Below are 23377 nucleotides of genomic sequence, written 5' to 3'. Positions count from 1 at the left end.
ATAGGTAGCTTCAAGTACACCGACAATTCTAAGCACAACTGCTGCTGGGTAACCCCGGTCAATCCATTTGTCGGCTATTGCTATTCTGTCTGAAAGCCGGGGTTTTGCTTTTTTATCAGATCCCTCAGTACAGCTATTTCAAGGTCTTTTTCACCAAGGATTTTTTTAAGTTTATCGTTTTCTTTCTCTAACTGTTTAAATTCCTGATGCGATGGCACGTAAACGCCCATTTTCTTAGCATCACTTTTGGTATTCTGCCATGCTTTATGGTTAGACTCGCTGATCCAGCGGTATAGTGTTTTAACGTTAATTTCATTGCGTTTAGCTACTTGTACAACGTTGCCGATTTCTAATGCTTCCTTGATTAATTGGTCCTTATATTCTTTTGGGTATCTTTTTCCTTTCATGCTGCTTATCCCCTTCCCGTTAATTTTAGTTTATACCATCAGGGGACAAGACTCAATTCTCATAAAGGGGCTAAATAGGTTTTATTTATACGGTTCCTGAGAGACCTTCCACCCATTACATAAAAGAACGGTTATTACGTGGTTTTGCGCTGTTTCTTATCAGAAATGGATACAGGGAAATCTATGTGCCGGAAATCAGGTCGGCACCGAAAAAACGTTGTTCTCATGTACCATATATTTTTACAGAGGCTGAAATGGCACGGATATTTAAAGCAATTGATTTATGGGAGGATTCATTTTATACCAACAGGAACCTTATTGATCCAATATTCTTCCGCCTGCTTTATGGAACTGGAATGCGGGTCTCTGAAGCACTGAACCTTTTAGTGAAAGATTTCAATCCGGCGGAAGGCATACTGACCGTATACCATGCAAAGAACAATAAGGACCGGTTGGTTCCGCTCTCACTCAGCCTGAGCCACCAAATAATGGAACTGGCGGAAAAAATCCACAAGTTTTCGAAAGATACGGATTACCTGTTTCCCTCAATAAATGGGTCAAGGATTGATCTGAGCAACTATATACCGCCGTTTCAGGGGGTATCTCCATCGTGCCGGAATATCCCATACGGATGCAGGTCCGAGGGTACACGACCTTCGCCACAATTTTGCTGTAAAATGCCTCAAACGCTGGGTTCTGGCGGGAGAGGAGTTGACTAACATACTACCCTATCTTGCTGCCTACATGGGACATTCTGATTTCAGAGGTACCCAGTATTACCTGCGGTTGACGGCTGATTTGTATCCTGATATCATCAGCCGTACCGAAGACGATTTCGGTTATGTCATACCGGAAGGGGGCATGGATGATGAAAGAGGCTGATTTTCCAAAACATCTGTCATACTTTCTATCAAAATACCTCCCCGGCCAGAAGAATGCCAGTACTTATACCATAGCATCATACAGGGATACTTTAAAGCTGTTTTTGATATTCTGCGAAGAAGAGAAAGTAATGAGGCCTGAAAGAATCCGGATGTCTGACATTACAAAAGAATTGATTATCGGTTATCTCGACTGGCTTGAGGCAAAAAGAGGATGCAGCATTTCGACGCGCAACCAGAGACTGGCTGTACTGCATTCATTTTTCCGGTATGTACAGAAGGAATCACCGGAGAGCCTGTATGAACTCCATAAGATTCTTTCCATCCCGAGTAAGAAGCATCCGAAACCGATGGTTCCTTATCTGACCGGTCCGGAGATGCAGATCCTGTTAGAGCAACCGGATACTTCTACCTATGAAGGCTTCCGGGACATGGCACTATTATCCATATTATATGATACTGGTGCAAGGGTACAGGAACTTACTGATATTAAAGTAAAAGACGTTCGTTTATCGTCACCATCTGTCATAACACTTCATGGAAAAGGCAGCAAAGTACGCCGGGTTCCAATTATGAGTAAGACATCAGAATTGCTAGCAAGGTATCTGGAAATAAAGAAATATCACCCCGGAATTGCAAGGACAGACAATTACCTTTTTGCAAACCAGAAGAAACAGCAACTGTCTCGATGGGGAATTTCCTATATTTTAAAAAAATACGTAGATATGGCAAAGAGTAACCCTTTATTTACCGTAGATTTCCCTGTGACACCCCATGTGCTTCGCCATGCGAAAGCAATGCATCTGCTTCAGTCCGGAGTCAATATTATTTATATACGTGATTTTCTAGGTCATGTTGACTGTTCTACAACTGAAGTATACGCGAGGGCAGATAGTGAAATGAAGAGAAAAGCAATTGAAGATGCATATATTGATTTGGTACCGGATATTGTTCCCAAATGGGAAGAAGATGGAGATTTAATGAACTGGTTGAATTCCTTGTGTGAGTAATTTTCGAATTATGGAGATTATGGGGAGTGATTTAAGATAATATACCCATAAATACTAAGAAAAATCATTACACTCCCCATAATACTTGACTCCACATAATGCCGCAACATATGTGGGGTTACTTCTACCCCCGCCTGGTTGCCACACCTGGCCAGAGCGATCTCTGCTGTTCTGGTTGTGATGTGTCTGCCCCGACGCCCGGGAAATAACCATTCTCCTTTTATTTCATTTTTGTATCCCTCTAGTACCCGGCGCACAGTTATATTTAGTGGCACCTAACGGTACTTATCGCCTTTGCCCCGCTGGACTCGGACGAATCCAGAACGTTCCCTAATTACGATATCTTCAAGCTTAAGTGATACTACTTCAGAAATTCTCAATCCAGTATGTTGAAGAACCATAACCAGTACTGTATCTCTTTTCTTCCCATATTTTTGCACCGCCCTGATTAAAGATCCCAGTTCCCTCCTGTCAAGCCACCGGGGTGCATTTTTCTGCTGCTGCACCCTCTTAATACCAACTACAGGGTTAGTTTGTACTATTCCTTCAGCGCTGGCCCAAGTAAAAAAGCTATTTAAAACATCAAGCGCATGATTAATAGTAGCGGGCTTTTTCCTCATCTCGATCAAATGACGTCGGTAATCAGCCACATCCAGGGAAGTTATTGCAACTGCATCAAACTCGCTGCCATAAGCCTGCTCTACCCACTTAGCAAACCGGTACATTGTGGTTACATAAGAAGTAACTGTTCGCTCGGACAAACCCCGGCCTTTTAAGTGTATTTTGAAGCTGTCTAATATCTCCATAAAACCTCCTCCTGAATGCAATTTCCTTATACGAAATAAAAAACCCCCGTTAAGTGGGGGATTTTAATGCCCTATTCGAACTTTTTCAGCTATTTTTTTCGTATAAGACCTCTTATTTGTTTTTTTTATACAACGACATTATTCGACATTTAATATTGGCAAGCGCATGATAAAATTTTAGAAATAAGGGGATATCATTAGCTTGATTTTACCACTCTGTATTTACTTTGCTATGTAAGGAGCAATAAAATGACCCTTTTGAAAAACTACTTTTTTGTCCTCTTACTTAACATATTTTTTATATATTTTTATCAATATATATCGCAAAATTTTAATGCTTATGCAACAGCTTTCGTAAGATTTACATGGATAATAATAATGCTCAAGGTATTGCCCAAATACATTCCCAGTATTGATAATTTTTTTAATTTAATCGAAAAGGCTATAAAAAAATTACTAAACAGACCATTGCTTATATTGGTTAATAAGTGGTTGTCTTATAAAAATATTTGCATTGTTTTAGTTGTATCATCAGTGGTTCCATTTATACCCATCATAATAATTCAAATTCTAACCTTTTTCCGGGTGCCCATTTATGGCCAATTAAAAGATACACTCCTTTGGATATTAAATTTAGTTAGCACGTATATTGATTATTATTTGTGGATACCCGTAATAATATTATTTATATTACTTATGAAAATGGCCACTTCCTATATAGCCAAAAGAACCTTGTTATTGCTAGAAACAAAAAAGAAAAACAGCTTTCAGTTTTATTTATTTGCAGCATTATTTATTATTATTGAAGAAATATTTTTTGCCGCATCATTACTAATTAATAATAAATACTAATTTTGAAATGTTATTAGTTATCTTTAACGATAAAATGATGTATATTTTAATACAGCTATTTATTATTAGAAATATCATCGCTCCTAGAAGATACACATAAAGTAGCTCTTTAACCTTTATAAATAGCTCTTTAAAAGTATAATCATGATTAAAGATCATAATATCCCTTCTTTTTTCTCTGTCGATTCTGATTATTAACTTCCTCCGTGGTCATGGCCCCCTGGGCAAACTACTTTATATCCGCTCGGTCATTTTTTCAATCAGTCCTAATGTGGCTTTTTTATATCTTCCATGTGCTTCCGGGTCACTTTCCTTGATATCCGTAAGAGCACTGAGCAAATTCTGAAAACCTTTCACCAGCGAATCGAAATAAACGGAATATTTAAGGACTGCGGTATTGTTATTTTGCTTGGCTTTTTCCCTCAGCTCATCTAGTTCTCTTTGAACTTCATCCGGGACCTTTTCAATGACTTCAACAGCAGTGGTTTCGATGGGTTTTTCTTTAAGCTGGCGTTCAAGCTCTTCGATTCTTTTGTTGGAATTGGCAAGATCGTTGTCAGTTTTTTCAAGCTTACCCTGCAGCTGCTCAACCAGGTCACTGTTGCCTGATGCTTGGGCCTCAGCAAGCTGGGTTTTAAGGTCTTCAAGCTCTTTTCTGAGTTGCTCTGATTTTTCATAATGCTTTTTATTAACACCTTCGAGCCTGTTATAACTCTCTGATAATGTTTTGGAGTGGTCTTTCTCCCGTTGCAGCTCTTGCTCAGTAGCTTTCAATTTTTTAAGTGCTTCGTTTTTCTCCTTAACGGTCTGCTGTAGTTCCCTGGTGGTCATTTCATCAACCGGATTGGATTGAATAAACTCCTCTCTATCTTCCCGGGGCAGATCTAGAAGAGCATAAACCTTTGAAGCAGACAAACCTGCCAACGTTGGCACATTTGAAAATTCATTTGCAACCTGCATAAACCGCGCTGCCTGCCTGTAGCTAAAATCAACTTTCTCTTCCAACCATTTGCCCCATTCACCATGAGGGAGCTTTTCTTTGACCGCAATCAGCCTTTTTCCAATCTCAATGATGTGTTGGGCTGTCTGCTGCTTGAGGATTAGTATTTCGGTAGTTAACGTATCGATATCTGAACTAATCAAAACGTTTTGCTCCATAATCAAACTGCCTCCCTTCACCGGATTAAGCCGAAATTCTTACCTTTGACTCACGCTTTTTTCTTCTAAGTTTTTCGGCTCTAAACACTTCAACAAATTCCCACACCTGCTCATTTGGGTCACAGTTTTCAAAGCCCCTGACCTGCACCACTACCCCGTTCTTAATCTCCATCGTGAAGAACGATTTATCTGGTTCTGACATCTTCCGGATGAAGAGGAGCACTATTTCCCCGGAAGCGTATCTGCTAGCATAGGTGCCAACACAATGGTCAAGTGCCTTGCCTTCGGCTATCAGATCGTTAGAGCTTTCTGCCGGTTTTATAAACAATCCCTGGTGTTCAAAATAATATTTTTTATACAGGCTTTTAGCTCTATCCCTTATTTTCTTATTCAGATCTTCATCAGCCTTAATTTTGACTTGTTTTATAGTATTTTGGTGTGCCCGGTACAAATTACCTGGGAAAACTACACGCTCCCGGGTCAGGTTAAGGCCCAACGTGATACAGTCATGAATATAGTCACGCCAAGCAATAAAGGCTAACCGTTTGTTATTATGATACTTCTTAGCAGACTGTTTGGTCAGATAATGGTTCACCTGCCGAATGCTCCCGTATTGCCGAAGTTTCATCCAATCATCTAACAACACGGCCCAGTCTTGGCTTAGCTTTACTGATTCGGTAGGGGTGAATTTAGAGCCATCTTTTTTACCCAACTGTAATAGCCGTAGGTCAAGAAAAGTCATGTGAATGTCTTGTTTTTTAATAGTTTGCAGCTCTTGTTTTGTAAGTCCCAACACCCGAAGTAAGGTCTTGCCGCGCCAGTTGATGGCGCTGTAGGTACGGTCCCCGGTGAGCTTGTCCTCAATCAAATGTCCAAACCCCAGTTTTGTTAGGTATTCAACGCAAGGGTATTTAGAGTAAAGATCAGAGAATTCTGTCATGTCGCCTACATCGTAATTTTCCCAGGTGCTATAAAGGTATAGTGTACCTGCAACCGCAACTGCAATACTTTCACGGGAATAAGTGGAGTAGATATTATAGTTATGGCCGTAATCAAACCGGCACTTGCAGGACTTGGATGGTCTGAAACTCCCCATGTTCATGGTTCGGGCCTGGCTGTAAAAAATCCACGCACGGTGAAAAGCGGACCCGCCAATACCGGGTTCAAAAACGTACATTGACTGACAGTCCCAGAGTGTCCGGACGTCCCAGTATTCGCCAGAAAAGTCCTGCACAGCGTATATGCCCACGGCCGCGATCGCCTCTGGTTCAATGGCTGATTTAAGATAGTATGTGAAATACGCCTCGTTAATCAGTCTCTTGCGGCCTTTGCCACTGGCCTTTACGGTGCAGAGGGAGTCGCACTCTGGGCAGGTTGTTTTTTCGTTATGATACAAGCCTGCGGTCGAGAATTCTTTATGGCAGTACGTGCAGTAACCGTACTGTTTTTTACCTTCCCGCCGAGTGAAGATATAGCGGTACAGTTTGAATACTTCTTCGATAGCGTATCTTTCGATTTCTTGGGCCGGTATTTCAGGGATATGAGAACAGCACTTTTCAAAGGTCATTGCCATAATAACGCCCTCCTATAACAGATCGTCCAATTTAACGTCGAAGTCCACGCTACTTAGGACTGCCGCTGCCGGCGGCGAAACAACTGGGGCAGCTGCCGGGACGGGGAGTGCAGCATCCTCGTCGATGTCGAAGTATTTCAAGACAACGGTAAACCCCTCTTGGTCACTCAGAACTGCGCAATTCCCCACCTTCTTTTTCTCAGCCACTTTCCGCATCTCATCAAGGCTTTTCCTGATTGTCTTATCTTGATTAATTATCTTTTCAGCTGCTTCCGGGTTGGCTTCCAGGTGTTTAATCAAAAACTCACCAACTACCTGTACATATGGGTTATTTGGATTTTGAGTAATTTCAGACCTTATCTTTGTCATTGCATTATTAAACACAGACAATTACCTCCTTTTTGCCTTGGTTATGCTTTAAATAGCTATAAAAAAAATAACCCCGGGGTTTACCCGGGGCTGATTAGGGAGAGGAGATGTGTATTATTAAGTTTGCCTATCAAGCACTTGCTTGTTTTTCCTCCCGGAACAAGGTGGATTCTTGCTTGTAATAAGCCACAATATGCTCATCAAGTTCCTGGCTGGCCCTCACTACCTCGGGGCTTATCAAAGAACCTTTTGTGGAATATAATTTTAGCCGTGCACTCTCAATTTTCTGGTCAATATTTTCCACGTAAGACACCTCCCTACAATTAAAAAAACACCCCGGGCTAAATTATCCCGGGGTTAATAGGGAGAGGAGGTAAGTGTTATCTTCTTTTACCTATCAAGCACTTTTTATGCCCAAAATAACTATTATTTAACAGCTCGGCTGTTTTCAATCCGTGCCCATATTATGTCCATTTTCCCGCCTCCTTATTTTCCTCTTATCGTTCCGGTATCCTTACTTTCACTCCCATAGGAAGAACAATATATAGCCCTTGTCCAAAAGGAGCTGCATAGCCAATATATAAGTGAGCTTTAGGTTTGTCATAGCTTAGGTTAGCTTCATAACGACCTGGTAACCAGTTATTAGCCTGAAAGCGTTCACCTTCGTCATCAGGTATCCACTCGCCAAGTTGGACTTCTAATGAGTTGCCACAATGCAGATCGTAATGGCCGCCGTTATTAAGCAAAATATAATGCCGCCATCCGCTGTCAGTTTCTTTGAGTTGTAATGTGCCTTCCATATTGCATACCTCCTGTTTTATCATAAAAAAATAGCCCCGGGCATGATTTTCCCGAGGCCATTTATGGGGAAAAAGAATATTTATTTATCAGGCTAGAACAATTTTCCTAACTCCCACTACATGCCAAAGAGGTTTGATCTTTGAACATTTCAAATACAAATTAACCTTTTTGCCTTCTATAATTTTCCGTATATCTTCTTCTTTTAAGTATTGCAAGTATAGCTCGGCTTTTTCATTATTTTGCTTAATTAAAATAACTTGGCTTGGACCAAGCGGCTCGTGATATTCGCAACCAGGCCAACCGGATAAAAATGTGCCAAGTACTTCGACATCTTCCAATCCAGCATTAATTAGTATTTGAGTTGCCTCCTCTTGTGTAAAAGGGCTATTATACCGGCTGTCCGGACCAGGGAATATCCTCTTAACACTTAATGTAAACTTTTGGGGTTGATTGTCCTGTCGTCTTATTTCTATTACATTTGAACCCTTGCCCAGTTTGTTTAGTGTTACCTCTTCGGCTGATGGAATTACTCCAAATAAATCAGCCTGCCCATATTCAACTACACTATCCAGTTTATTAAAACTTTGATGTCTCAATAATATCAGCTCCTCGTAAATTTTCTAATCGCCAAATAAAAGTAATAAAGCCAGGCTTTTGCCTGGCCATTTAAACTGCCCTGCCTAATTCTACTTTGTCGGAATCTTCATTTTCATTATTTATAGCTTTAAACAACTTCAATGCCTCCATATGGCTCCCGGGCCTCGGATTGTAGTCGTCCCAGGGAAAATTGTTAAACTCATCAAGGTAGTTAAAATGGATTCTACCAGTGGCAACGTTTACTCCGATGATCGGGTCATTTGGTCCCAGTTTGTTGTTCCGTTTTCCTATTGAATCCATGACTTCCGTTGCATATGTTCTAAATCTGGCAACGAAATATTCAATAACTTTTTCTGGTGAACCATAATACCTTACTAATGCATCCTGTACGTCTATTGACAGCTGTGAAAAAGATTCATGGAGATTTGACAAATATTTAATAACTTTTTCCGGAGAACCGTAATAACTTATTAAGGCATCTCTTACGTCTCTTGGCAGTTTAGAAAAAGATTCACGTAATTTTGGCATGTCACCATTCCTTTCAATATCTTGTTCTACTATTAAAAAGCCAGGCTTCTGCCTGGCATTTCTAAAACCTATAACTATTGTCCATTAAGAGCCTGCATATTTGCCCGGCGACCGACATTTTGTAAACCACCGCCTTTACCGCGTTTCCCTCCGCCAGTGGATACAGATTCTTTTGCATATGTAACTTCCAAGTTATATTCACGTAATTTGTTCTTCTGTCGGTTACGCCTTTTCCGGCGCTGGCATTTGCGCTTATTTATCCAACCTTCTATACCGCCAATTTCATATATTTCCCGATGGGTTAACTTTAAAACACTGGCAAGTTGCTTTACTCCGGCACGTCCACAGTTTTTCATCACGAATCTAACAATCTGAACTCTTAATTCCGGCTTAAACTTCCATGCTGTTCGGATTTCAGATTTATTACCCAATATCTCAGTCAATGCTTTCCCTCCCAATAAAACATCTTTAAATATACGCTCTCCAAGGGGCCGGCACGGCAGTCCGACCCCGTACGACAGCGCATAATAACGCTGTTTTATAATTAACATGATTGCTTTATAACAACGGCGATATCCTTTGACCCTTTTGGGGGAGCTCGACAAGCCCCTTCATACTGCGCCATCATCTTAGTAACATTAAAAGGCAAATATAATCATTATTAATAATAATGTTAAATCTATATTAGTTAGACAGCTGGGTAGGGGGAGCTCTTAGCATCTATGCGCCTGGCTACTTATTCGCGTGGTATTTGATAATACATAATTTAGATCCGCATAAATTTATCTATCCTCAAACCTGCGCAAGAAATAAACCATTTGCTTCGCCGGAGGCCTTCCGGCTCTCTTTGCCGATATCTGCCAGACCTATTAATCAACAATCATCTTCCCGCCAGGCAAACGGTTTTCACCAATTACGTGACGGGGTATTATATGTAATTATCAAGGATCAAACCGGCTTGCGGTCACCGGTAAACTGCTCCTGGTTGCCCGGCTGGGAGCTTCCTGATTTCATTGATGTAAATTGTTCACATGATATTAACAGGCATAACATCGGACGGTTCACGCCCTACTGCCGATTTTAACGGCACGCCCTAGGACAGTTACCCTACTGCCCGGGGGCCTACCGTCAAGATAGGCTATTAATTTCCTCCCCCCTACCCCCCCGCCAAGCATCAGCAGACTAAACCGCATTTGATAAATTCAATACTAATTCCCTGAGATCTTGGAACGCTTTCTCCAATCTGTTTTTCTGGTCTGTTGTAAGCCCTTCCTCGATTGCTTTTTCTCGTAAAAGTAATACCAAAAGCACTTAGTATTCACCCGGTATGTTGTCTTTTTGTTATAATAGATGCCTGTAAACTTTTAATAATATTTTCACACTCTAAGGGGCTTAGTGACCGATATAGTGCTTTTGCAAGCACTCTTGCTACCGTCTTATCGTATTCCTCCTGCTCCCGAGGGGTCGCTGGAGGATTTAGGACGATGCAACTTTTCACTTTGGCCAATTTTGCTGCCTCCCCGTTACGGTTAATGCTAGTAGACTTTAATCCACAATCCTTGTTTCTGTTTTCCCAAGGAAATTGTTTATTTAGATTCTAGAATTAGTTGGCCTGCCCTATAGAATATTTCCATTAGTTGGCAGGTTTTTAATTGCTTTTTAAAGAATTCTTAAAGTTAACATTTAGGTGTACTGCTATGTACAATACCAAATTACGTATACATAAACCCATTCGGCACCATCTACAACCATTTGTTCATCAATTATTTGCGGTTTTGCCTTTTTTAACCATCGGTTAATGTTTTCACGAAGAACTGTGATATCATCAGCATAAAACCATAGGGTTTGGAGGTTCTTGCAATAACGGATAATCATGTTATAAGCATACTCGGTGCCGTCACTTTCTAACCGACGGGATAAAATATATGGTTGTCTTTTTACTAACCAATCATTTAACCGGTTTTCAAGAACATCCGGGTCGTTGTCAGCAAAGATCTTTACCTGTTGCATAAAAGCATCAACACCTTCTCAATATGTAAAGAAATTAACTTTTCCTATAATAACCAAGCCTTAAACTGAAGTCTGTAGGCGAACCTAAAATCAACTTGCTTGCTCTTCTAGAAGTTTTAACTCAATTTGTACTCCAAGACCATACGCTAATTTTTGAAGCGTTTCTATGCTTGGCATAGCTTTATGGTTTTCTACGTTACTAATATGTTTCTGGCTTAATCCGGTTAGACGGGAAAGCTCTTCATGGGTAATCTTCTTTTGTAATCTAATCAACTTAAGTTTATCGACGAGTTTATCTACCACCATATCACCTCCAGGTGCTGCGATTATAGCAATATTATCACCTCATGGTTATATTGTCAATAAATTTCATATCCTCCAGGTGATATTTTTACTAAACTATTTCAACAACAAATTTATTAGTTTATAATAGTTATAACCTTCAGGTTATTAATGGGGGATACTTAATAATGATTGATATTGGATATAGGATTCGTGAAATTAGAACATCTAAAAAAATTACTGTTAGTAAGCTAGCCCAAGATATTGGTGTTGCTCAAAGTTTTGTTTCCGGTATTGAGGCTGGTACTAAAAAATGCTCCTTAGAAAATCTTGATAAAATATGCCATGCATTAGGAATTACTCTTAATGATTTTTTTGCTCCATCCGAGGAAACCAAGTTATCATCTGATCTACAGCCAATTCCTGATGATACCCAACAACATATCGAAATTCGCCGAATAATAGAAAGGATAAACAAATTACCACTGAATAAGCTTAAGGTGTTAAAATCTGTACTGGATACGTGGGTTGATACTAATGTTGAAAAAACTGAAAAAGATAAAAATCCAAGACCAATGAAACAGTCACCAACTCCAAAAGTTTACGAATATCCAGATAAAGAAAGAAATAAACTCTATATAGCAGCAGAATCATCCAGAGAATATGATAAAATAGACGTCCGTTCCACTCCAATGGCAGCACACCTGGAAGATGCTGAAAGCATACCACTAACACCGGAACTGGAAGATATAATAAAAGACGGAATAAGAGAATCAAGGCAACTCAAACGAGAACGCGAAGCTAAACTTAAACAGAAAAAGAAAGAAGGCAATAATAAGGCCACTACTAACAACGAGTAGTGGCCTTATTATTGTTAGATGAACTTGAGGATAAAAATAACCCCCAAACGGGGGTTTTGGCCAGCATGTTTTCAGCTAGTTTTTATCTCTTGTTAGTAATTCATTCAACACTTTAGTAAATTGGTCAATGCTTTTAATCTTTACCGCAAAGCGAAAAATAGTTTTCAGCGTGTCCATATCCCGTACACTTTGCAATCTTTCCCGTACGTTATTCGGATACGACCCTGTATTTTCCTTTAAGGCATCTAAAATGGCTTCCACCCGTTCATTATAAGCCCCCTGCTGCATCCCTTTCTTTTCACCTTGATCAATCCATTTCTCACGGATTCCGTCAAACAAAGGCGACGCTTCCATTTTGCTCACCTCGATTATTTTTAGTATAAGCTCGTGGTAAACCGCAATGATGAGAATATAGCCAAACCTAGATACAGGTCCGGCCGCCATTGAGTGGGCGCTTCTTCCACACGCCTGGCACATTCGATCAGCACTTCCTCAACTCTATTGCTTTTGATTAAAAGATTCTTGTAAATTATTGAGCAGTGTTTCTGCGTTTTGGCATGGTTCCGGGATGATGTTAACGTTTTCTGATTGAAGAATCTCGTTCATCTCGAAATAATCAACTCCCAACATCTCGGCACACTGTCTAGTGGTCATTCGGCCATCACGATAAGCCTGAACAGCCTCTTTTTTGTGGATTTCACGTAACGCAAGGGAAACCAACTGTTGAAGGGCGGATGAACGATCAAGATACTTTTTGGACGCGTAAGCGTCCAGTTTTTTTAAGAGTATCGGATCAAATTCGGTGTTTATTTTTGTTCTTTTTTCCATTGCTTTTTAGCCTCCAAATAAGTTTTTACGGCTTTCTCGTCCAGTCGCTTGTGTTTTACCAGACCTTCAAGTGCCGATTTTAAACTATCGTAATTAAGGTAATAAAGCAGAAATTCCGGTGAGTTATGCACTTTCAGGTTGATGTCAAGGGCCTTATTATACAACCTTCTGTCGTCCGTTAATAAGACGGCTTTTCGATGAAAAGCCAGAGATAAAACTCTATCATCTACCGGCGATATTCCTCTTGTATGAAGGCGAGTTGATGCTGTTACGCTTTTAACCAGCGGTGGTTCGGGTAGAAAAACTTCCCTACTGATTAGAAACGCATCAGCATAACCACGATGCAAACCTATCTCAACAACCTCCTTGTATACTTCCTCCGGACAGAGCACGGACCCGGGTAATAGCTTAATCAATTGGAGGGCGTTAATTTTGGACAGTGAGATTAAAAATGACGAGTCAGCTATGTATTCAGACAATGATTTCACCCGCTTGTGATTACATGGTTACTGCAGATTATACCATATACTGTAATTTACAGCAATAACAACGCCAATGGCTTATTTCACCTAATATGACTTTAATACTCAATATTAATTGACATATGCCGATATTTATTTTAACGGCAATTATTAGGGGAGGGGTGGAGGGGCGAAAAAAAGGGGAAACACAAACGGTCCACCAAACCGTTCCCTTTTCCGCTAAAAAATCATAATGGATCGTGAAATGAGTATGCATAAATACGCAAAAGGCTTCCTGGCAATCAAAAAAGCAATAATAGGCCACTACTAACAATAAGTAGTGGCCTATTATTTTTTTCGACAAAATATTTCTTTTTACAGTCCCATTCTTTAACATAAAAGGAGGCATATTACACACATTGACTAAGTTGGAGATGCTGACAGATTTAGCTGAGAACAAAGAAAACCTTTCAATTTTATATCGCCCTTTAAAACAAAATTCAACGAACAAATTAATTGGTCTCTATGTTTGGGACCCGATAGCACCATGTATACTACTGGATGAAAGCCTAAAAAACAATTATCGAAAACAAATAACCACATTATCTGAAGAGGTAGGTCATCATATAACCGGTATTCGCAGAAATTTCATGATCACAGATACTTACCAGGACCGAATTACCATCGCAAAAGACGAAACTCAAGCCATGCGCTGGGCAACTGATTATCTTATACCCGACGTAGAACTTGCATATGCCGTATCGGAACTTAATTTGCGCAGTTGTTGGGAGTTAGCTGATTACTTCGAAGTAACACAACCTTTTATGTGGAAAAAATTGGGATTTTTACGCAGCTGTTTCCGAGCAACAGGAATTAAAGTACGTAGCCGCGATATTTTTACCGTTAATTTGGTGCCTTGCAATTTAAATAAAAACCATAGTTAATTATACTTACCTTGGACCACAAATAACATGAGTCAATGGTCCTATTCAATGTTAATTTGGTACCTTGCAGTTTAAATAAAAACCAGTTATCTTTTTAAAAGAAGGGAAATGCGCCAGGTATCGAAACTAATTGATTAATCAATAGAATGATATAGAAAAACCGGGCTGAAATGCCTGGGGAAAGATATTTTACGCCTACCGGATGTAGATAGACTAAAAAGGGGAGTTTTTATATGAAGATTGGAATCTATTCAAGAAAAAGTAAATTTACGGGTAAAGGTGAAAGTATTGATAATCAAATAGAGATGTGCAAGGAGTATATGAATAAGCTATATAAAGTAGAAAAATTTATTATTTATGAGGACGAAGGTTTCTCTGGGGGCAATACCGATAGGCCCAGGTTTCAACAGATGCTGAAAGATGCTAAAAACAAAGAATTTGATGTCTTGGTGTGTTATCGTTTAGACAGGGTGAGCAGAAACATTGCTGACTTCTCAACTCTTATGGAAGAATTACAAAGTCATGGCATCTCATTTGTCTCTATCCGCGAACAATTCGACACCACCACCCCAATGGGCAGAGCTATGATGTATATTGCTTCAGTGTTTGCACAATTGGAACGGGAGACTATAGAGGAACGGGTCAGAGATAACATGCTGGAACTTGCTAAGACAGGCCGGTGGCTTGGAGGGGTCCCCCCCTTGGGTTTTAAATCTAAACGACAAACCTATCTTGACGAAAAATTTAAAGAGAGATCGCTAGTAACATTATTTCCTAATAGCGAAGAATCATCAAAAGTTGAATTTATCTACGATAAGTACATAGAATTAGGCTCAATCCATCAGCTTCGTAAATACCTAATACAAAAAAATAAGAGGACCGCAAACGGTAAATATTATTCATCCCGTGTTTTATCTGATATTTTGCGGAACCCGGCTTATGTAACAGCGAATGAGTCTGTAGTTAGGTACCTCGAAAATAAAGGGATTGAAGTGGCCGGCAAAGATAGGATAAATAATAAGAGGGGTATCTTAATATATAATAAAAAGGACAAACGAGGGCTGAAAAACGGTCTCGAAGAATGGGTTGGGGCCGTGGCGAAACACAATGGATACATCGGATCTGAGAAGTGGTTAGAAGTACAATATAGACTTGATAAAAATAGTATGACACTACCACGGACAGGTACATCCGAGGTTGCACTACTCAGCGGTATCCTCCGGTGTGCAAAATGCGACGCATCCATGAATGTTACGTATGGATCAAAGAGGAAGGACGGTACCATCCCCCACTATTACGTTTGTAATATAAAAACTATATCGGGCCAGGCGAAATGCCAAAATCCAAACGCCAACGGGGTGGATATTGATAATACGGTAATTGATAAAATCATAGAACTATCTACATCCAAAGAAACGCTCCTTAACGAACTGGAGGCACTCCAAAGGGAAAACAAACAACCGGATAAGGTAAATATATTGGATGAGCTTAAAAATAAAAAAAGACAACTCTTAAGCGAAATAAATAACCTGGTAAATGAAGTCTCTAAGAGTGCCGTAGCTGCAAAGTACATACTACCACAAATAGAAATTAAGGACCAGGAAGTGAAAAAACTGGATGCGGAAATTGACAGACTGGAAAAAGAATATGAGGAGAAGAAAGAAGAAACCGAAGGCTTTAACCTGGTGGTGAATAACATCTTAAATTTTAGTAATGTAATAGACGGGCTTTCTAACAGAGAAAAGAAAACCTTTTTACAAACAATTATCGACAAAGTATATTGGGACGGTGATACAGGCGAAGTTGCTATCTCACTATTAACAGATAAAAAAAAACTAAGCCCAAATAGCAATCTGTCGCAGTTTCATCCCGCGAGCAGTTGGCCCGGTAACTAAAACCATCCCGTAACTGCTTCGCAATGCTTCACGAAACAGGGCCAGGTTCATATCTGAGAAACCAATTTGATCAAGCGTATATGCAGCCAATCCGTCTCGATCAAGTACGCGTATAACTACTTTTTCACCAAATATGGTAGGTAAAGTGGAAACCCGTAAATCAATACTTCTTTGACCGAATTCAAGCTGGATACGGCCATCCTGCGGAACTCTCTTCTCGGCAATGTCTATTTCAGACATAATTTTGATCCGGGAAATAACGGCTGCCTGAATGCTTTTCCGCAACTGTTTTATTTCCCGGAGCATTCCGTCAATTCTAAAACGCACCCGTACCCCCATAGCATGGGGTTCGATATGAATGTCGCTGGCTTTTGCTTCGATGGCCTGAATAAATAAGGAGTTGACCAAACGAACAATTGGCGCCTCATTGGCTATAGATTCCTCATCCAGAGTCATTGCCCCGGTTACTGATTGTCCTTTAACACTATCAAAGTCATTAAATATCTTTTCGAAATTGGGAATGGTATAATGCTTTTGGATAACCGCATCAATTTCAGAGGCATCTGCGTATACAGGTTCGATTTCCAGACTCAACATAAGACGCAGATCATCCAAGGCCATAACATTGTCGGGATTGGACATGGCAACGATAAGTTTTTGGCCTTCTTTACGCAACGGAATGACCCTGTGCCTTTTCACCAACTCTTCCGGAACACTTTTAAGCAGCTCAGGGTCCAGGTTGGTCAAGGATTCCTTTGGGGTAACGGTAAGTGTTTCAATGACCTGCTCGGAAACCAAGCTTAATTTAATTAAAACTTCCCCTAATTTGTCACCGGTTCTGGATTGCTCCCTCAGGGCATCCCATAGTTGTTCCTTGGTGATTAAGCCTTTTTCCAACAGTTGATCGCCTAGAAGCTTTTTTGCCTTGGAAACTGCCAAAAGCTCCATCTCCCTGAAAATTTAATTTTCTCAAACCAGTTTTGTCCATATCCTTGCGAGGGTGAAACGACACGAGATTGCCACGCTGCGCTCGCAATGACATAAAAGCTGCGTTTGCGATAACTACAGCGTAGGTCACTACCGGTGATTTTAAAAAAGCGCAGGCTACTGAAGACAGTTTGGCAATGACCATAAAGGGTACTACAGGCGCAGCGAATCCAAAGCCAGCTTAATTCTCTCTTCAGGCATGTTTTTATAAACAACAGCCTTGCCGATACCCGTCGGCAGCACGTAATTAATCTGCCCGCCGAAATTCTTTTTGTCACCATACATCGATCGCACCATATCCACCGTTGCCAGGTCCTTTGGTACATCCACCGGAAGCCCTGTCCGTAAAAGCAGGTTTTTAATCCTTATTTCCTCGCTCGCCTGCAGCACGCCCAGTTCCACCGCCAGCCTTGCCGCCACCGCAGTGCCGATGGAAACAGCTTCTCCGTGCCGGTAACGGCCGTAACCGGCAATGGCCTCGATGGCATGTCCAACAGTGTGGCCAAGGTTTAAAATAGCCCGGTTCCCCTGCTCAGTTTCGTCATCTTCTACCACCCTGGCTTTATTCAGACAGGATCGTTCAATCACATGGATTATGGCATCTGACTCCAGCGCCAGCACCCGTTCGATATTAGCTTCAAGCCAATCAAAAAATGCACTGTCACTGATAATTCCGTATTTGATCACTTCGGCCAGTCCTGAAAGAATCTCTCCGTTGTCCAGGGTATGCAGCGTAACAGGGTCAGTCAACACCAGCGCCGGCTGGTAAAAAGCCCCGATAATATTTTTCCCTCTGGGGTGGTTTACGGCAACCTTGCCGCCCACGCTGCTGTCCACCTGGGCCAGCAAAGTGGTAGGCAGCTGTACAAATGGCACCCCCCGCATGTAGGTGGCAGCCACAAAGCCGGCCAGGTCGCCCACAACACCGCCGCCCAGCGCCAGCACCGGGCAATGCCGGTCCAAACCGGCGGAAAAAGCGCGGTCATACAGCATTTCCGCGCTCTGCAGTGTTTTGTATTCCTCCCCGTCGGGAATTTCGGCAACAACTGCTTCTATGCCGGCCTGCTTCAGGCTCGCGGTCACCCGTTCGGCAAAGAGGGCTCCCACGATGGGATTAGTTACCAGCAGCGCCTTGCTTCCGCCAAATAAACCGGCCACCTGGCCGCCGGCCCGTTCCAGTTCCCCGCCGCCAATGATTATCTTATAAGCCCGCGATCCCAGGTTAATTTCAACTTCTTTCATTACACACAACCCTCTTGTTTTAAGTAGCTATGTATTTCATTCAGTGCCTCACCAAAAGACAGCTTACCGGTATCAATAGTAAAGTCCGCCGCATCGTAAGCCCCTTCACGCTCACGTAAAAGCCTTTCCACGTTTTCCCGCAAATTCCCCCTGCGCAGCAGCGGCCTGCGCCTTTTATTACGCACCCTGCTGAATATAATTTCTGCTTCCGCTTTAAGCCCGATCAGCACACCGTTTTGCTTTAACAGGTTAACATTTTCACTGTTAAGTACCATACCGCCACCGGTGGCAATAACTAAACCGGAGCGTACTGACAGCTTGCGGGCCAACAAGTTTTCCTCGGACCTGAACCTGATCGGCCCGTCCTTACGGAAGATTTTCTCCACCGTTTTGCCGGTTACTTCTTCAATGGCAAGGTCAGTGTCGATAAAATCATAGCCGATTCTCCGGGCCAGCTGCCGTCCCAGGGTTGATTTGCCGGTTCCCATAAAGCCTATTAACACAACATTTTTCCTGGCAATATTATTCTTCAACCTCAAAACCCTTTCCAATAGGTGCGGTACTCACCGACTCTCCGCAATATTTCCCGCATGGTATCTCCCCCGAATTTTTCAACCAGCACGCACGCCAGTTCCCAGGCCACAACAGCCTCGCCGACTACGCCGGCTGCAGGCACGGCACAGGCATCGGAACGTTCCACCGATGCTTCAAAGGGTTGTTTGGTGGCTATATCCACGCTTTTTAGGGGTTTGTACAGGGTGGGAATGGGCTTCATGGCGGCGCGCACCACCAGTGTTTCTCCGTTGGACATGCCGCCCTCAATTCCTCCGGCCCTGTTTGTTTGCCTGTAATAGCCCCGGTGCCGGTCATAAAAAATTTCATCATGTACCTGGGAGCCCCTGCGGGATGCGGCGCTAAAACCGTCCCCTACCTCAACGCCCTTGATGGCCTGAATACTCATCAGTGCGCCGGCCAGTCTACCGTCCAGGGTCCGGTCCCGCTGAACGTAACTGCCCAGTCCCGGGGGCAGGCCAAATACTTTTATTTCGAATATGCCGCCCAGGGTGTCCCCCTCGGCACGGGCCTGATCAATTGCATTGATCATTTTCTCGGTTGCGGCAACATCCGCGCAGTAAACCGGTGAACTTTCCACCGCTTGGCCAAGCTGGTCAGCGTCCATGCCGGCTTCCACGGCGCAAATTTCACCTATTCGTACCACTGAGCCAACAACAACTACGCCGGTTTCCTCCAACAGCCGCTTCGCCACCGAGCCGGCCGCCACCCGGACCGTTGTTTCACGGGCGCTGGAACGTTCCAGTACATTGCGCAGGTCCCTGTGGCCATATTTAACGCCCCCGGTTAAATCAGCATGCCCTGGCCTGGGTCTGGATACAATGCGCCGGCTCAGATCCGCTTCCGGTCCCGGTGACATAACCTCTTGCCAGTTTTCCCAGTCTTTGTTCTCTATGGTTAGGGTCACCGGACTGCCTATGGTCATCCCGCCTCTGACCCCGGAAGTTATCATCACTCTGTCCTGTTCAATTTTCATTCTCCCGCCCCTGCCGTAGCCGCCCTGGCGTCTGGCCAGCTGGCCGTCGATATAGGCGGCCGTCAAGGGCAGCCCGGCGGGAACTCCGTCTAATACAGCGGTTAACCTGGGACCGTGGGACTCCCCGGCCGTTAGATAACGCAGCAAAATTTTCGCCTCCTTACCTGTTTCTACGTTGGGGACATACCTTTGACCCTAATGTCCTATCCCATCAGAAAAGGTGTGTCCCCTTACCTTAATTCCAGCGCATTGCGCATGACCTCCAGCGGTGCTGTCAGTCCTGTCCAAAATTCAAAGGAAAGCGCGCCCTGGCGCAAAAGCATACTCAACCCGTTGGCCGTGGCGGCGCCGTTTCGTTCCGCCCTTTGCATAAATACCGTATGGGTTGGGTTATAAACGACATCATAAGCAAGCTGCCCGCTGCCGGGCAGTTCATCCGGCAGCGGAAAAGCCGCCTCCGCTCCGCCGGACATGCCAATGGAGGTGCAATTGACCATTAATGCCGCTTTTTGGGCCCATACAGCCAATTCTTTATTTCCGGCTTTCCATTCAAATACCTCAGCCTGAACTCCGATGGCTTCACAGACAAAGCCAGCTATTTTCTCCGCCTTGGCCGTGCTGCGGTTGACCAGTGCCATGCCGGGGCAACCCGACCTGGCCAGGGCCAGGGCCACCGCCCTGGCTGCCCCCCCGGCGCCGAAAACAACAGCCGTCCCGCCAGCCGGGTCAAAACCGCAATCCTTTTTTAAAGCCTGGATAAACCCTTCACCATCCGTATTATGCCCCGTCAAACTGCCGCCGCGGTTAACTATAGTATTAACGGCGCCGTAGGTCATGGCAATTTCAGTAAGGTTATCTAAAAGAGGAATCACTGCTTCCTTGTGGGGCACGGTAACGTTCGCACCCGCTATGCCCAGGGCTCTGATTCCCGCTATCGCAGCTGCTAATTTTTCGGACTCAGGACTAAACGGAACGTAAACGCTGTTCAAGCCGGCTGATTTAAACGCAGCGTTTTGCATCGCCGGCGAAAAGCTGTGTTCCACCGGATAACCTAATAGAGAGTAAACCCGGGTTTTACCGTCAAATATAACTATCACTCCGATCTAGCTTGACTGTAGCTTTTTTACCTGACTGTATATTTTTTATCTTTATGAGACACCCTGCGGGATATTTTTTTCAGAATCAGCTTTTCCAGTCGCCTGTTAATCAGACTGGTTGCCCAAAATTCCTTACCCGCCATGGGGACAACAAGTATGGTAAATAAGCCCAACCTATTGCCGCCCAGTATGTCGGTAAATATCTGGTCACCCACCACTGCGGTTTCCGCATGCGTTACACCGAGAATATCCATGCCTTTTCTAAACGCCCGGCGCCTCGGTTTTACCGCTCTGACCACAGAAGGTATATCCAGCGGCGCCACCAGTTTATTTACCCTGGTCGTACCGTTGTTGGACACTACACAAATTTTTATTCCTTGCTTGTTTAAGCTTTTTAGCCACACGACAACTTCCTGGGAAAATTCCTCCATGTCCCTTGGCACAATTGTATTATCCAGATCCATTAACAGTGCCTTAATGCCTCTTTTTTTCAGTTCCATCGGATCAATCTCCAAAATAGAAGGTACATACATATGGGGATATAATATGCGCAGCATTTTTGCCCCCCTAAACCATTGTTTGCGCTTTTTTTAAATCCTCGGGTGTATTTACATTAAAAAAAACTTTAGCGAGCTCTGTTTCCGCTTCAAGCATTTTTTGTTCGTTGATAAAATTAACTTTTACCTGATCATAAAAGCCGGTAATTTTATTCCGGTTATTGCTTAACAGCTCTTCGATGGCTTTTAGGCAAGACTTGCTATATAAAGCGAATAACGGTTCCGGAAATCCTCGATAAAACGGTACTACAGCATCATAGCCAGCAGCATTATCAATTAAAAGTGCAGCCAGCCCGGCACTGACAAAGGGCATATCACAGGCGGTCACCAGGGCAAAAGGCTGCCCGGCACTCGCCAGCCCGGCATGAATTCCACCCAACGGGCCGTGTCCGGTCATAATATCTTTTACTCTCCTGTCACCAAACCGGGCATATTTGTCAGGTTCCAAGGTAACCACAATAATTTCTTTTGATACAATTCTCAGCGCGGAAGAAATATGTTCTATGATAAAATGCGGCCCTACCTTCAGCAGGGCCTTTTCCGTACCCATACGCGCGTTTTTACCACCTGCCAGAATGATGCCGGTAATACCGGTCTTTTGCATCGTTTTGACATCTCCCCGAAATTCAGGAGACAGGAGTCAGAATTCAGAATACGCAAAAACAATCTATTTAGAATACCCAAGAATAATCTCCCAGCTTCTTAAGTATGCTTTTTCGCCGGTTCCCTCATTCTGACTCCTGAATTCTGACTTCTGACTCCTATTTATATATTATATTCTGTGCAGTCCGGCTTAGTGTTTAAACCGATCAAGATCGAAAAAGATCAAGCCTTTATGCTATAATTCTACATTCTCAAAAATTTTCCTCCGCTGGTATTAAATAATGTGGTGCTGTATAGGGGCAAACTAAGAAAAAAGGAGGTTTTAGAGATGGATAAAGTTCTACTTTACACCACCCCAACATGACCGCACTGCCGTACTGTGAAAGAGTTTCTTTCCAAAAAAGGAGTCCTATTCCAGGAGCTAAACGTAGCAGCCGATGAAAAAGCGCGCAATGATATGGTGTCTCACACGGGCCAGATGGCAGTTCCCACTGTGGCTGTTGGCAACCAGTACATTGTAGGCTTCGACCGTGAAAAATTGGAAAAGGTACTGCATTAAACTTAATAAAAGAGACAGGCCGCCATTGCTGCAGTCTGTCTCTTGATACGGCACACGGCCGCTGCTATTATATTCCTCAGCCTCCGCCAAAGCCGCCACCGGCGGCGGGAAGGTCGCAACCGCCGCCTCCCCCTCCGGTACGCACGGAACACCCGGTAAATAATTGCTCTATTTTATCTTTGCCGCAGGCCGGGCACTTAACTTTATCCTTTTCGCTAATTGTAATAAAAATGGTAAATTTATGACCGCAGTCACTGCACCGAAAATCATAAGTAGGCAATCCATCCACCTCCCCGGTATAAATCATACTGTTATCGCCCCGTTGGGACAGGCAAATACACACTCCTCGCACTCATCGCATAATGTTTCATCCACATGTGCGGTTTTTACCCTGACGGTTATAGCCTGTTTGGGGCACATTTGGCTGCACACCCCGCAACCAATACATAATGTTTTAATTACCATCGCAGCCATATAAAATCATTGTCCTTTCAACTCTATATGGCTTTATTATAATATAC

General features: G+C 42.9%; 31 protein-coding genes and 1 pseudogene. 8 read left to right on the top strand and 24 right to left on the bottom strand.

Going from position 1 to position 23377, the window contains the following annotated elements; translation table 11 throughout:
* Positions 1-80 precede the first annotated feature (80 nt).
* Positions 81-407, bottom strand: a complete 327-nt coding sequence (locus BM056_RS24260) for a transposase (RefSeq protein ID WP_092475756.1) — start codon at positions 405-407, stop codon at positions 81-83.
* A gap of 254 nt (positions 408-661) precedes the next feature.
* On the opposite strand from BM056_RS24260, the gene BM056_RS24255 reads away from it, so the two are divergent.
* The 3 genes from BM056_RS24255 to BM056_RS24250 are packed head-to-tail and all read left to right on the top strand — an operon-like array spanning position 662 to position 2298.
* The gene (locus tag BM056_RS24255) at positions 662-1126 is read left to right on the top strand and encodes a tyrosine-type recombinase/integrase (RefSeq protein WP_092475753.1); all 465 of its coding nucleotides are present in this window, start codon (positions 662-664) and stop codon (positions 1124-1126) included.
* On the top strand, positions 1119-1289 hold the full coding sequence (locus BM056_RS26460; protein ID WP_165613699.1) for a hypothetical protein: 171 nt from the start codon (positions 1119-1121) through the stop codon (positions 1287-1289). Before BM056_RS24255 ends, BM056_RS26460 begins: the two co-directional genes overlap by 8 nt.
* Positions 1276-2298 (top strand): tyrosine-type recombinase/integrase, encoded by a 1023-nt coding sequence (locus tag BM056_RS24250; RefSeq protein ID WP_092475750.1) that lies wholly within the window; start codon positions 1276-1278, stop codon positions 2296-2298. The genes BM056_RS26460 and BM056_RS24250 overlap by 14 nt, the downstream gene beginning before the upstream one ends.
* 17 nt (positions 2299-2315) lie before the next feature.
* Here BM056_RS24250 and BM056_RS24240 read toward each other — a convergent pair.
* The 9 genes and pseudogenes from BM056_RS24240 to BM056_RS24190 form a co-directional block, all read right to left on the bottom strand.
* Positions 2316-3104, bottom strand: a pseudogene (locus BM056_RS24240) (tyrosine-type recombinase/integrase).
* A 1086-nt stretch (positions 3105-4190) separates the two neighbouring features.
* The gene (locus tag BM056_RS24225) at positions 4191-5114 is read right to left on the bottom strand and encodes a DUF3102 domain-containing protein (RefSeq protein ID WP_092475734.1); all 924 of its coding nucleotides are present in this window, start codon (positions 5112-5114) and stop codon (positions 4191-4193) included.
* A 25-nt stretch (positions 5115-5139) separates the two neighbouring features.
* Entirely contained in the window at positions 5140-6687 is a 1548-nt protein-coding gene (locus BM056_RS24220; RefSeq protein WP_092475731.1) for a PcfJ domain-containing protein, read from the bottom strand.
* A gap of 12 nt (positions 6688-6699) precedes the next feature.
* Entirely contained in the window at positions 6700-7071 is a 372-nt protein-coding gene (locus BM056_RS24215; protein ID WP_207648242.1) for a Cas9 inhibitor AcrIIA9 family protein, read from the bottom strand.
* Positions 7072-7186: 115 nt separating this feature from the next.
* Positions 7187-7360, bottom strand: coding sequence for an aspartyl-phosphate phosphatase Spo0E family protein (locus BM056_RS24210; RefSeq protein ID WP_165613698.1), 174 nt, complete (start codon positions 7358-7360; stop codon positions 7187-7189).
* 193 nt (positions 7361-7553) lie between these two features.
* Positions 7554-7856, bottom strand: coding sequence for a hypothetical protein (locus BM056_RS24205; RefSeq protein ID WP_092475726.1), 303 nt, complete (start codon positions 7854-7856; stop codon positions 7554-7556).
* 87 nt (positions 7857-7943) lie between these two features.
* Positions 7944-8453 (bottom strand): hypothetical protein, encoded by a 510-nt coding sequence (locus tag BM056_RS24200; protein WP_092475723.1) that lies wholly within the window; start codon positions 8451-8453, stop codon positions 7944-7946.
* A 70-nt stretch (positions 8454-8523) separates the two neighbouring features.
* Positions 8524-8982, bottom strand: coding sequence for a hypothetical protein (locus BM056_RS24195; RefSeq protein ID WP_092475720.1), 459 nt, complete (start codon positions 8980-8982; stop codon positions 8524-8526).
* A 74-nt stretch (positions 8983-9056) separates the two neighbouring features.
* The gene (locus BM056_RS24190) at positions 9057-9425 is read right to left on the bottom strand and encodes a hypothetical protein (RefSeq protein WP_131820841.1); all 369 of its coding nucleotides are present in this window, start codon (positions 9423-9425) and stop codon (positions 9057-9059) included.
* Positions 9426-9829: 404 nt separating this feature from the next.
* Between BM056_RS24190 and BM056_RS24185 the strand changes: the two genes are divergently transcribed.
* Positions 9830-10066: a hypothetical protein gene (locus BM056_RS24185; RefSeq protein ID WP_092475715.1), complete on the top strand. Its 237-nt coding sequence runs from the start codon at positions 9830-9832 to the stop codon at positions 10064-10066.
* Positions 10067-10677: 611 nt separating this feature from the next.
* Here BM056_RS24185 and BM056_RS24175 read toward each other — a convergent pair.
* Positions 10678-10992: a hypothetical protein gene (locus tag BM056_RS24175; RefSeq protein ID WP_092475709.1), complete on the bottom strand. Its 315-nt coding sequence runs from the start codon at positions 10990-10992 to the stop codon at positions 10678-10680.
* Between the two features lie 90 nt (positions 10993-11082).
* The gene (locus tag BM056_RS24170) at positions 11083-11298 is read right to left on the bottom strand and encodes a helix-turn-helix domain-containing protein (RefSeq protein WP_092475705.1); all 216 of its coding nucleotides are present in this window, start codon (positions 11296-11298) and stop codon (positions 11083-11085) included.
* Positions 11299-11462: 164 nt separating this feature from the next.
* On the opposite strand from BM056_RS24170, the gene BM056_RS24165 reads away from it, so the two are divergent.
* Positions 11463-12134 carry a helix-turn-helix domain-containing protein gene (locus BM056_RS24165; RefSeq protein WP_092475702.1) on the top strand — a complete coding sequence of 224 codons (672 nt, stop codon included), beginning with the start codon at positions 11463-11465 and terminating at the stop codon, positions 12132-12134.
* Positions 12135-12209: 75 nt separating this feature from the next.
* Here BM056_RS24165 and BM056_RS24160 read toward each other — a convergent pair whose 3' ends face one another.
* From BM056_RS24160 to BM056_RS24150, 3 genes are read right to left on the bottom strand one after another with little or no spacing between them, the layout of a single operon-like run.
* Positions 12210-12578, bottom strand: a complete 369-nt coding sequence (locus BM056_RS24160) for a hypothetical protein (protein WP_092475699.1) — start codon at positions 12576-12578, stop codon at positions 12210-12212.
* Positions 12579-12632: 54 nt separating this feature from the next.
* Positions 12633-12962, bottom strand: coding sequence for a UPF0175 family protein (locus BM056_RS24155; protein ID WP_092475696.1), 330 nt, complete (start codon positions 12960-12962; stop codon positions 12633-12635).
* Positions 12941-13441: a PIN domain-containing protein gene (locus tag BM056_RS24150; RefSeq protein ID WP_092475692.1), complete on the bottom strand. Its 501-nt coding sequence runs from the start codon at positions 13439-13441 to the stop codon at positions 12941-12943. The genes BM056_RS24155 and BM056_RS24150 overlap by 22 nt, the downstream gene beginning before the upstream one ends.
* 401 nt (positions 13442-13842) lie before the next feature.
* On the opposite strand from BM056_RS24150, the gene BM056_RS24145 reads away from it, so the two are divergent.
* Complete coding sequence (locus BM056_RS24145; protein WP_092475689.1) at positions 13843-14367, top strand: ImmA/IrrE family metallo-endopeptidase; 525 nt, start codon at positions 13843-13845, stop codon at positions 14365-14367.
* A gap of 233 nt (positions 14368-14600) precedes the next feature.
* Entirely contained in the window at positions 14601-16262 is a 1662-nt protein-coding gene (locus BM056_RS24140) for a recombinase family protein (protein ID WP_092475686.1), read from the top strand.
* Here the strand turns inward: BM056_RS24140 and BM056_RS24135 are convergent.
* The 7 genes from BM056_RS24135 to mobA all read right to left on the bottom strand — a co-directional run bounded on the left by BM056_RS24135 (position 16203) and on the right by mobA (position 22298).
* Entirely contained in the window at positions 16203-17201 is a 999-nt protein-coding gene (locus BM056_RS24135) for a GspE/PulE family protein (RefSeq protein WP_165613697.1), read from the bottom strand. The two genes, BM056_RS24140 and BM056_RS24135, sit on opposite strands and share 60 nt — an antisense overlap.
* 201 nt (positions 17202-17402) lie before the next feature.
* Positions 17403-18491 (bottom strand): 3-dehydroquinate synthase, encoded by a 1089-nt coding sequence (gene aroB / locus BM056_RS24130; protein WP_092475680.1) that lies wholly within the window; start codon positions 18489-18491, stop codon positions 17403-17405.
* On the bottom strand, positions 18491-19042 hold the full coding sequence (locus tag BM056_RS24125) for a shikimate kinase (RefSeq protein ID WP_274377591.1): 552 nt from the start codon (positions 19040-19042) through the stop codon (positions 18491-18493). The genes aroB and BM056_RS24125 overlap by 1 nt, the downstream gene beginning before the upstream one ends.
* Positions 19027-20187 (bottom strand): chorismate synthase, encoded by a 1161-nt coding sequence (aroC, locus tag BM056_RS24120; protein ID WP_092475677.1) that lies wholly within the window; start codon positions 20185-20187, stop codon positions 19027-19029. Before aroC ends, BM056_RS24125 begins: the two co-directional genes overlap by 16 nt.
* 83 nt (positions 20188-20270) lie before the next feature.
* Positions 20271-21137 (bottom strand): shikimate dehydrogenase, encoded by an 867-nt coding sequence (locus BM056_RS24115; protein WP_238456651.1) that lies wholly within the window; start codon positions 21135-21137, stop codon positions 20271-20273.
* A gap of 26 nt (positions 21138-21163) precedes the next feature.
* Positions 21164-21694, bottom strand: coding sequence for a YqeG family HAD IIIA-type phosphatase (locus BM056_RS24110; RefSeq protein ID WP_092475673.1), 531 nt, complete (start codon positions 21692-21694; stop codon positions 21164-21166).
* A gap of 10 nt (positions 21695-21704) precedes the next feature.
* A complete protein-coding gene (gene mobA / locus BM056_RS24105) occupies positions 21705-22298 on the bottom strand; it encodes a molybdenum cofactor guanylyltransferase (protein WP_092475670.1) in 594 nt (197 codons plus the stop codon).
* Positions 22299-22625: 327 nt separating this feature from the next.
* Here mobA and BM056_RS24100 point away from each other — a divergent pair, with 327 nt between their 5' ends.
* The gene (locus BM056_RS24100; protein ID WP_492207426.1) at positions 22626-22856 is read left to right on the top strand and encodes a glutaredoxin family protein; all 231 of its coding nucleotides are present in this window, start codon (positions 22626-22628) and stop codon (positions 22854-22856) included.
* A gap of 76 nt (positions 22857-22932) precedes the next feature.
* Here BM056_RS24100 and BM056_RS24095 read toward each other — a convergent pair whose 3' ends face one another.
* Entirely contained in the window at positions 22933-23163 is a 231-nt protein-coding gene (locus BM056_RS24095; RefSeq protein ID WP_238456650.1) for an FmdB family zinc ribbon protein, read from the bottom strand.
* Positions 23160-23330 carry a 4Fe-4S binding protein gene (locus tag BM056_RS24090; RefSeq protein ID WP_092475662.1) on the bottom strand — a complete coding sequence of 57 codons (171 nt, stop codon included), beginning with the start codon at positions 23328-23330 and terminating at the stop codon, positions 23160-23162. The genes BM056_RS24095 and BM056_RS24090 overlap by 4 nt, the downstream gene beginning before the upstream one ends.
* Positions 23331-23377: the final 47 nt, after the last annotated feature.

Source organism: Desulfotruncus arcticus DSM 17038, from assembly GCF_900113335.1.
Classification (GTDB): domain Bacteria; phylum Bacillota; class Desulfotomaculia; order Desulfotomaculales; family Desulfallaceae; genus Desulfotruncus; species Desulfotruncus arcticus.
Note: the sequence above shows the minus strand (reverse complement) of the source record. Positions and strands in the feature narration are given on the sequence as shown.

Excerpts from the sequence above, each read along its gene's own strand:
- BM056_RS24260 (WP_092475756.1), bottom strand. The coding sequence starts at position 407 with ATGAAAGGAAAAAGATACCCAAAAGAATATAAGGACCAATTAATCAAG.
- BM056_RS24175 (WP_092475709.1), bottom strand. The coding sequence starts at position 10,992 with ATGCAACAGGTAAAGATCTTTGCTGACAACGACCCGGATGTTCTTGAA.
- BM056_RS24250 (WP_092475750.1), top strand. The coding sequence starts at position 1,276 with ATGAAAGAGGCTGATTTTCCAAAACATCTGTCATACTTTCTATCAAAA.
- mobA (WP_092475670.1), bottom strand. The coding sequence starts at position 22,298 with ATGCAAAAGACCGGTATTACCGGCATCATTCTGGCAGGTGGTAAAAAC.
- BM056_RS24170 (WP_092475705.1), bottom strand. The coding sequence starts at position 11,298 with ATGGTGGTAGATAAACTCGTCGATAAACTTAAGTTGATTAGATTACAA.
- BM056_RS24165 (WP_092475702.1), top strand. The coding sequence starts at position 11,463 with ATGATTGATATTGGATATAGGATTCGTGAAATTAGAACATCTAAAAAA.
- BM056_RS24160 (WP_092475699.1), bottom strand. The coding sequence starts at position 12,578 with ATGGCGGCCGGACCTGTATCTAGGTTTGGCTATATTCTCATCATTGCG.
- BM056_RS24110 (WP_092475673.1), bottom strand. The coding sequence starts at position 21,694 with ATGCTGCGCATATTATATCCCCATATGTATGTACCTTCTATTTTGGAG.
- BM056_RS24255 (WP_092475753.1), top strand. The coding sequence starts at position 662 with ATGGCACGGATATTTAAAGCAATTGATTTATGGGAGGATTCATTTTAT.
- BM056_RS24090 (WP_092475662.1), bottom strand. The coding sequence starts at position 23,330 with ATGGCTGCGATGGTAATTAAAACATTATGTATTGGTTGCGGGGTGTGC.
- BM056_RS24205 (WP_092475726.1), bottom strand. The coding sequence starts at position 7,856 with ATGGAAGGCACATTACAACTCAAAGAAACTGACAGCGGATGGCGGCAT.
- aroB (WP_092475680.1), bottom strand. The coding sequence starts at position 18,491 with ATGAAAGAAGTTGAAATTAACCTGGGATCGCGGGCTTATAAGATAATC.
- BM056_RS24140 (WP_092475686.1), top strand. The coding sequence starts at position 14,601 with ATGAAGATTGGAATCTATTCAAGAAAAAGTAAATTTACGGGTAAAGGT.
- BM056_RS24220 (WP_092475731.1), bottom strand. The coding sequence starts at position 6,687 with ATGGCAATGACCTTTGAAAAGTGCTGTTCTCATATCCCTGAAATACCG.
- BM056_RS24155 (WP_092475696.1), bottom strand. The coding sequence starts at position 12,962 with ATGGAAAAAAGAACAAAAATAAACACCGAATTTGATCCGATACTCTTA.
- BM056_RS24225 (WP_092475734.1), bottom strand. The coding sequence starts at position 5,114 with ATGGAGCAAAACGTTTTGATTAGTTCAGATATCGATACGTTAACTACC.
- BM056_RS24095 (WP_238456650.1), bottom strand. The coding sequence starts at position 23,163 with ATGATTTATACCGGGGAGGTGGATGGATTGCCTACTTATGATTTTCGG.
- BM056_RS24195 (WP_092475720.1), bottom strand. The coding sequence starts at position 8,982 with ATGCCAAAATTACGTGAATCTTTTTCTAAACTGCCAAGAGACGTAAGA.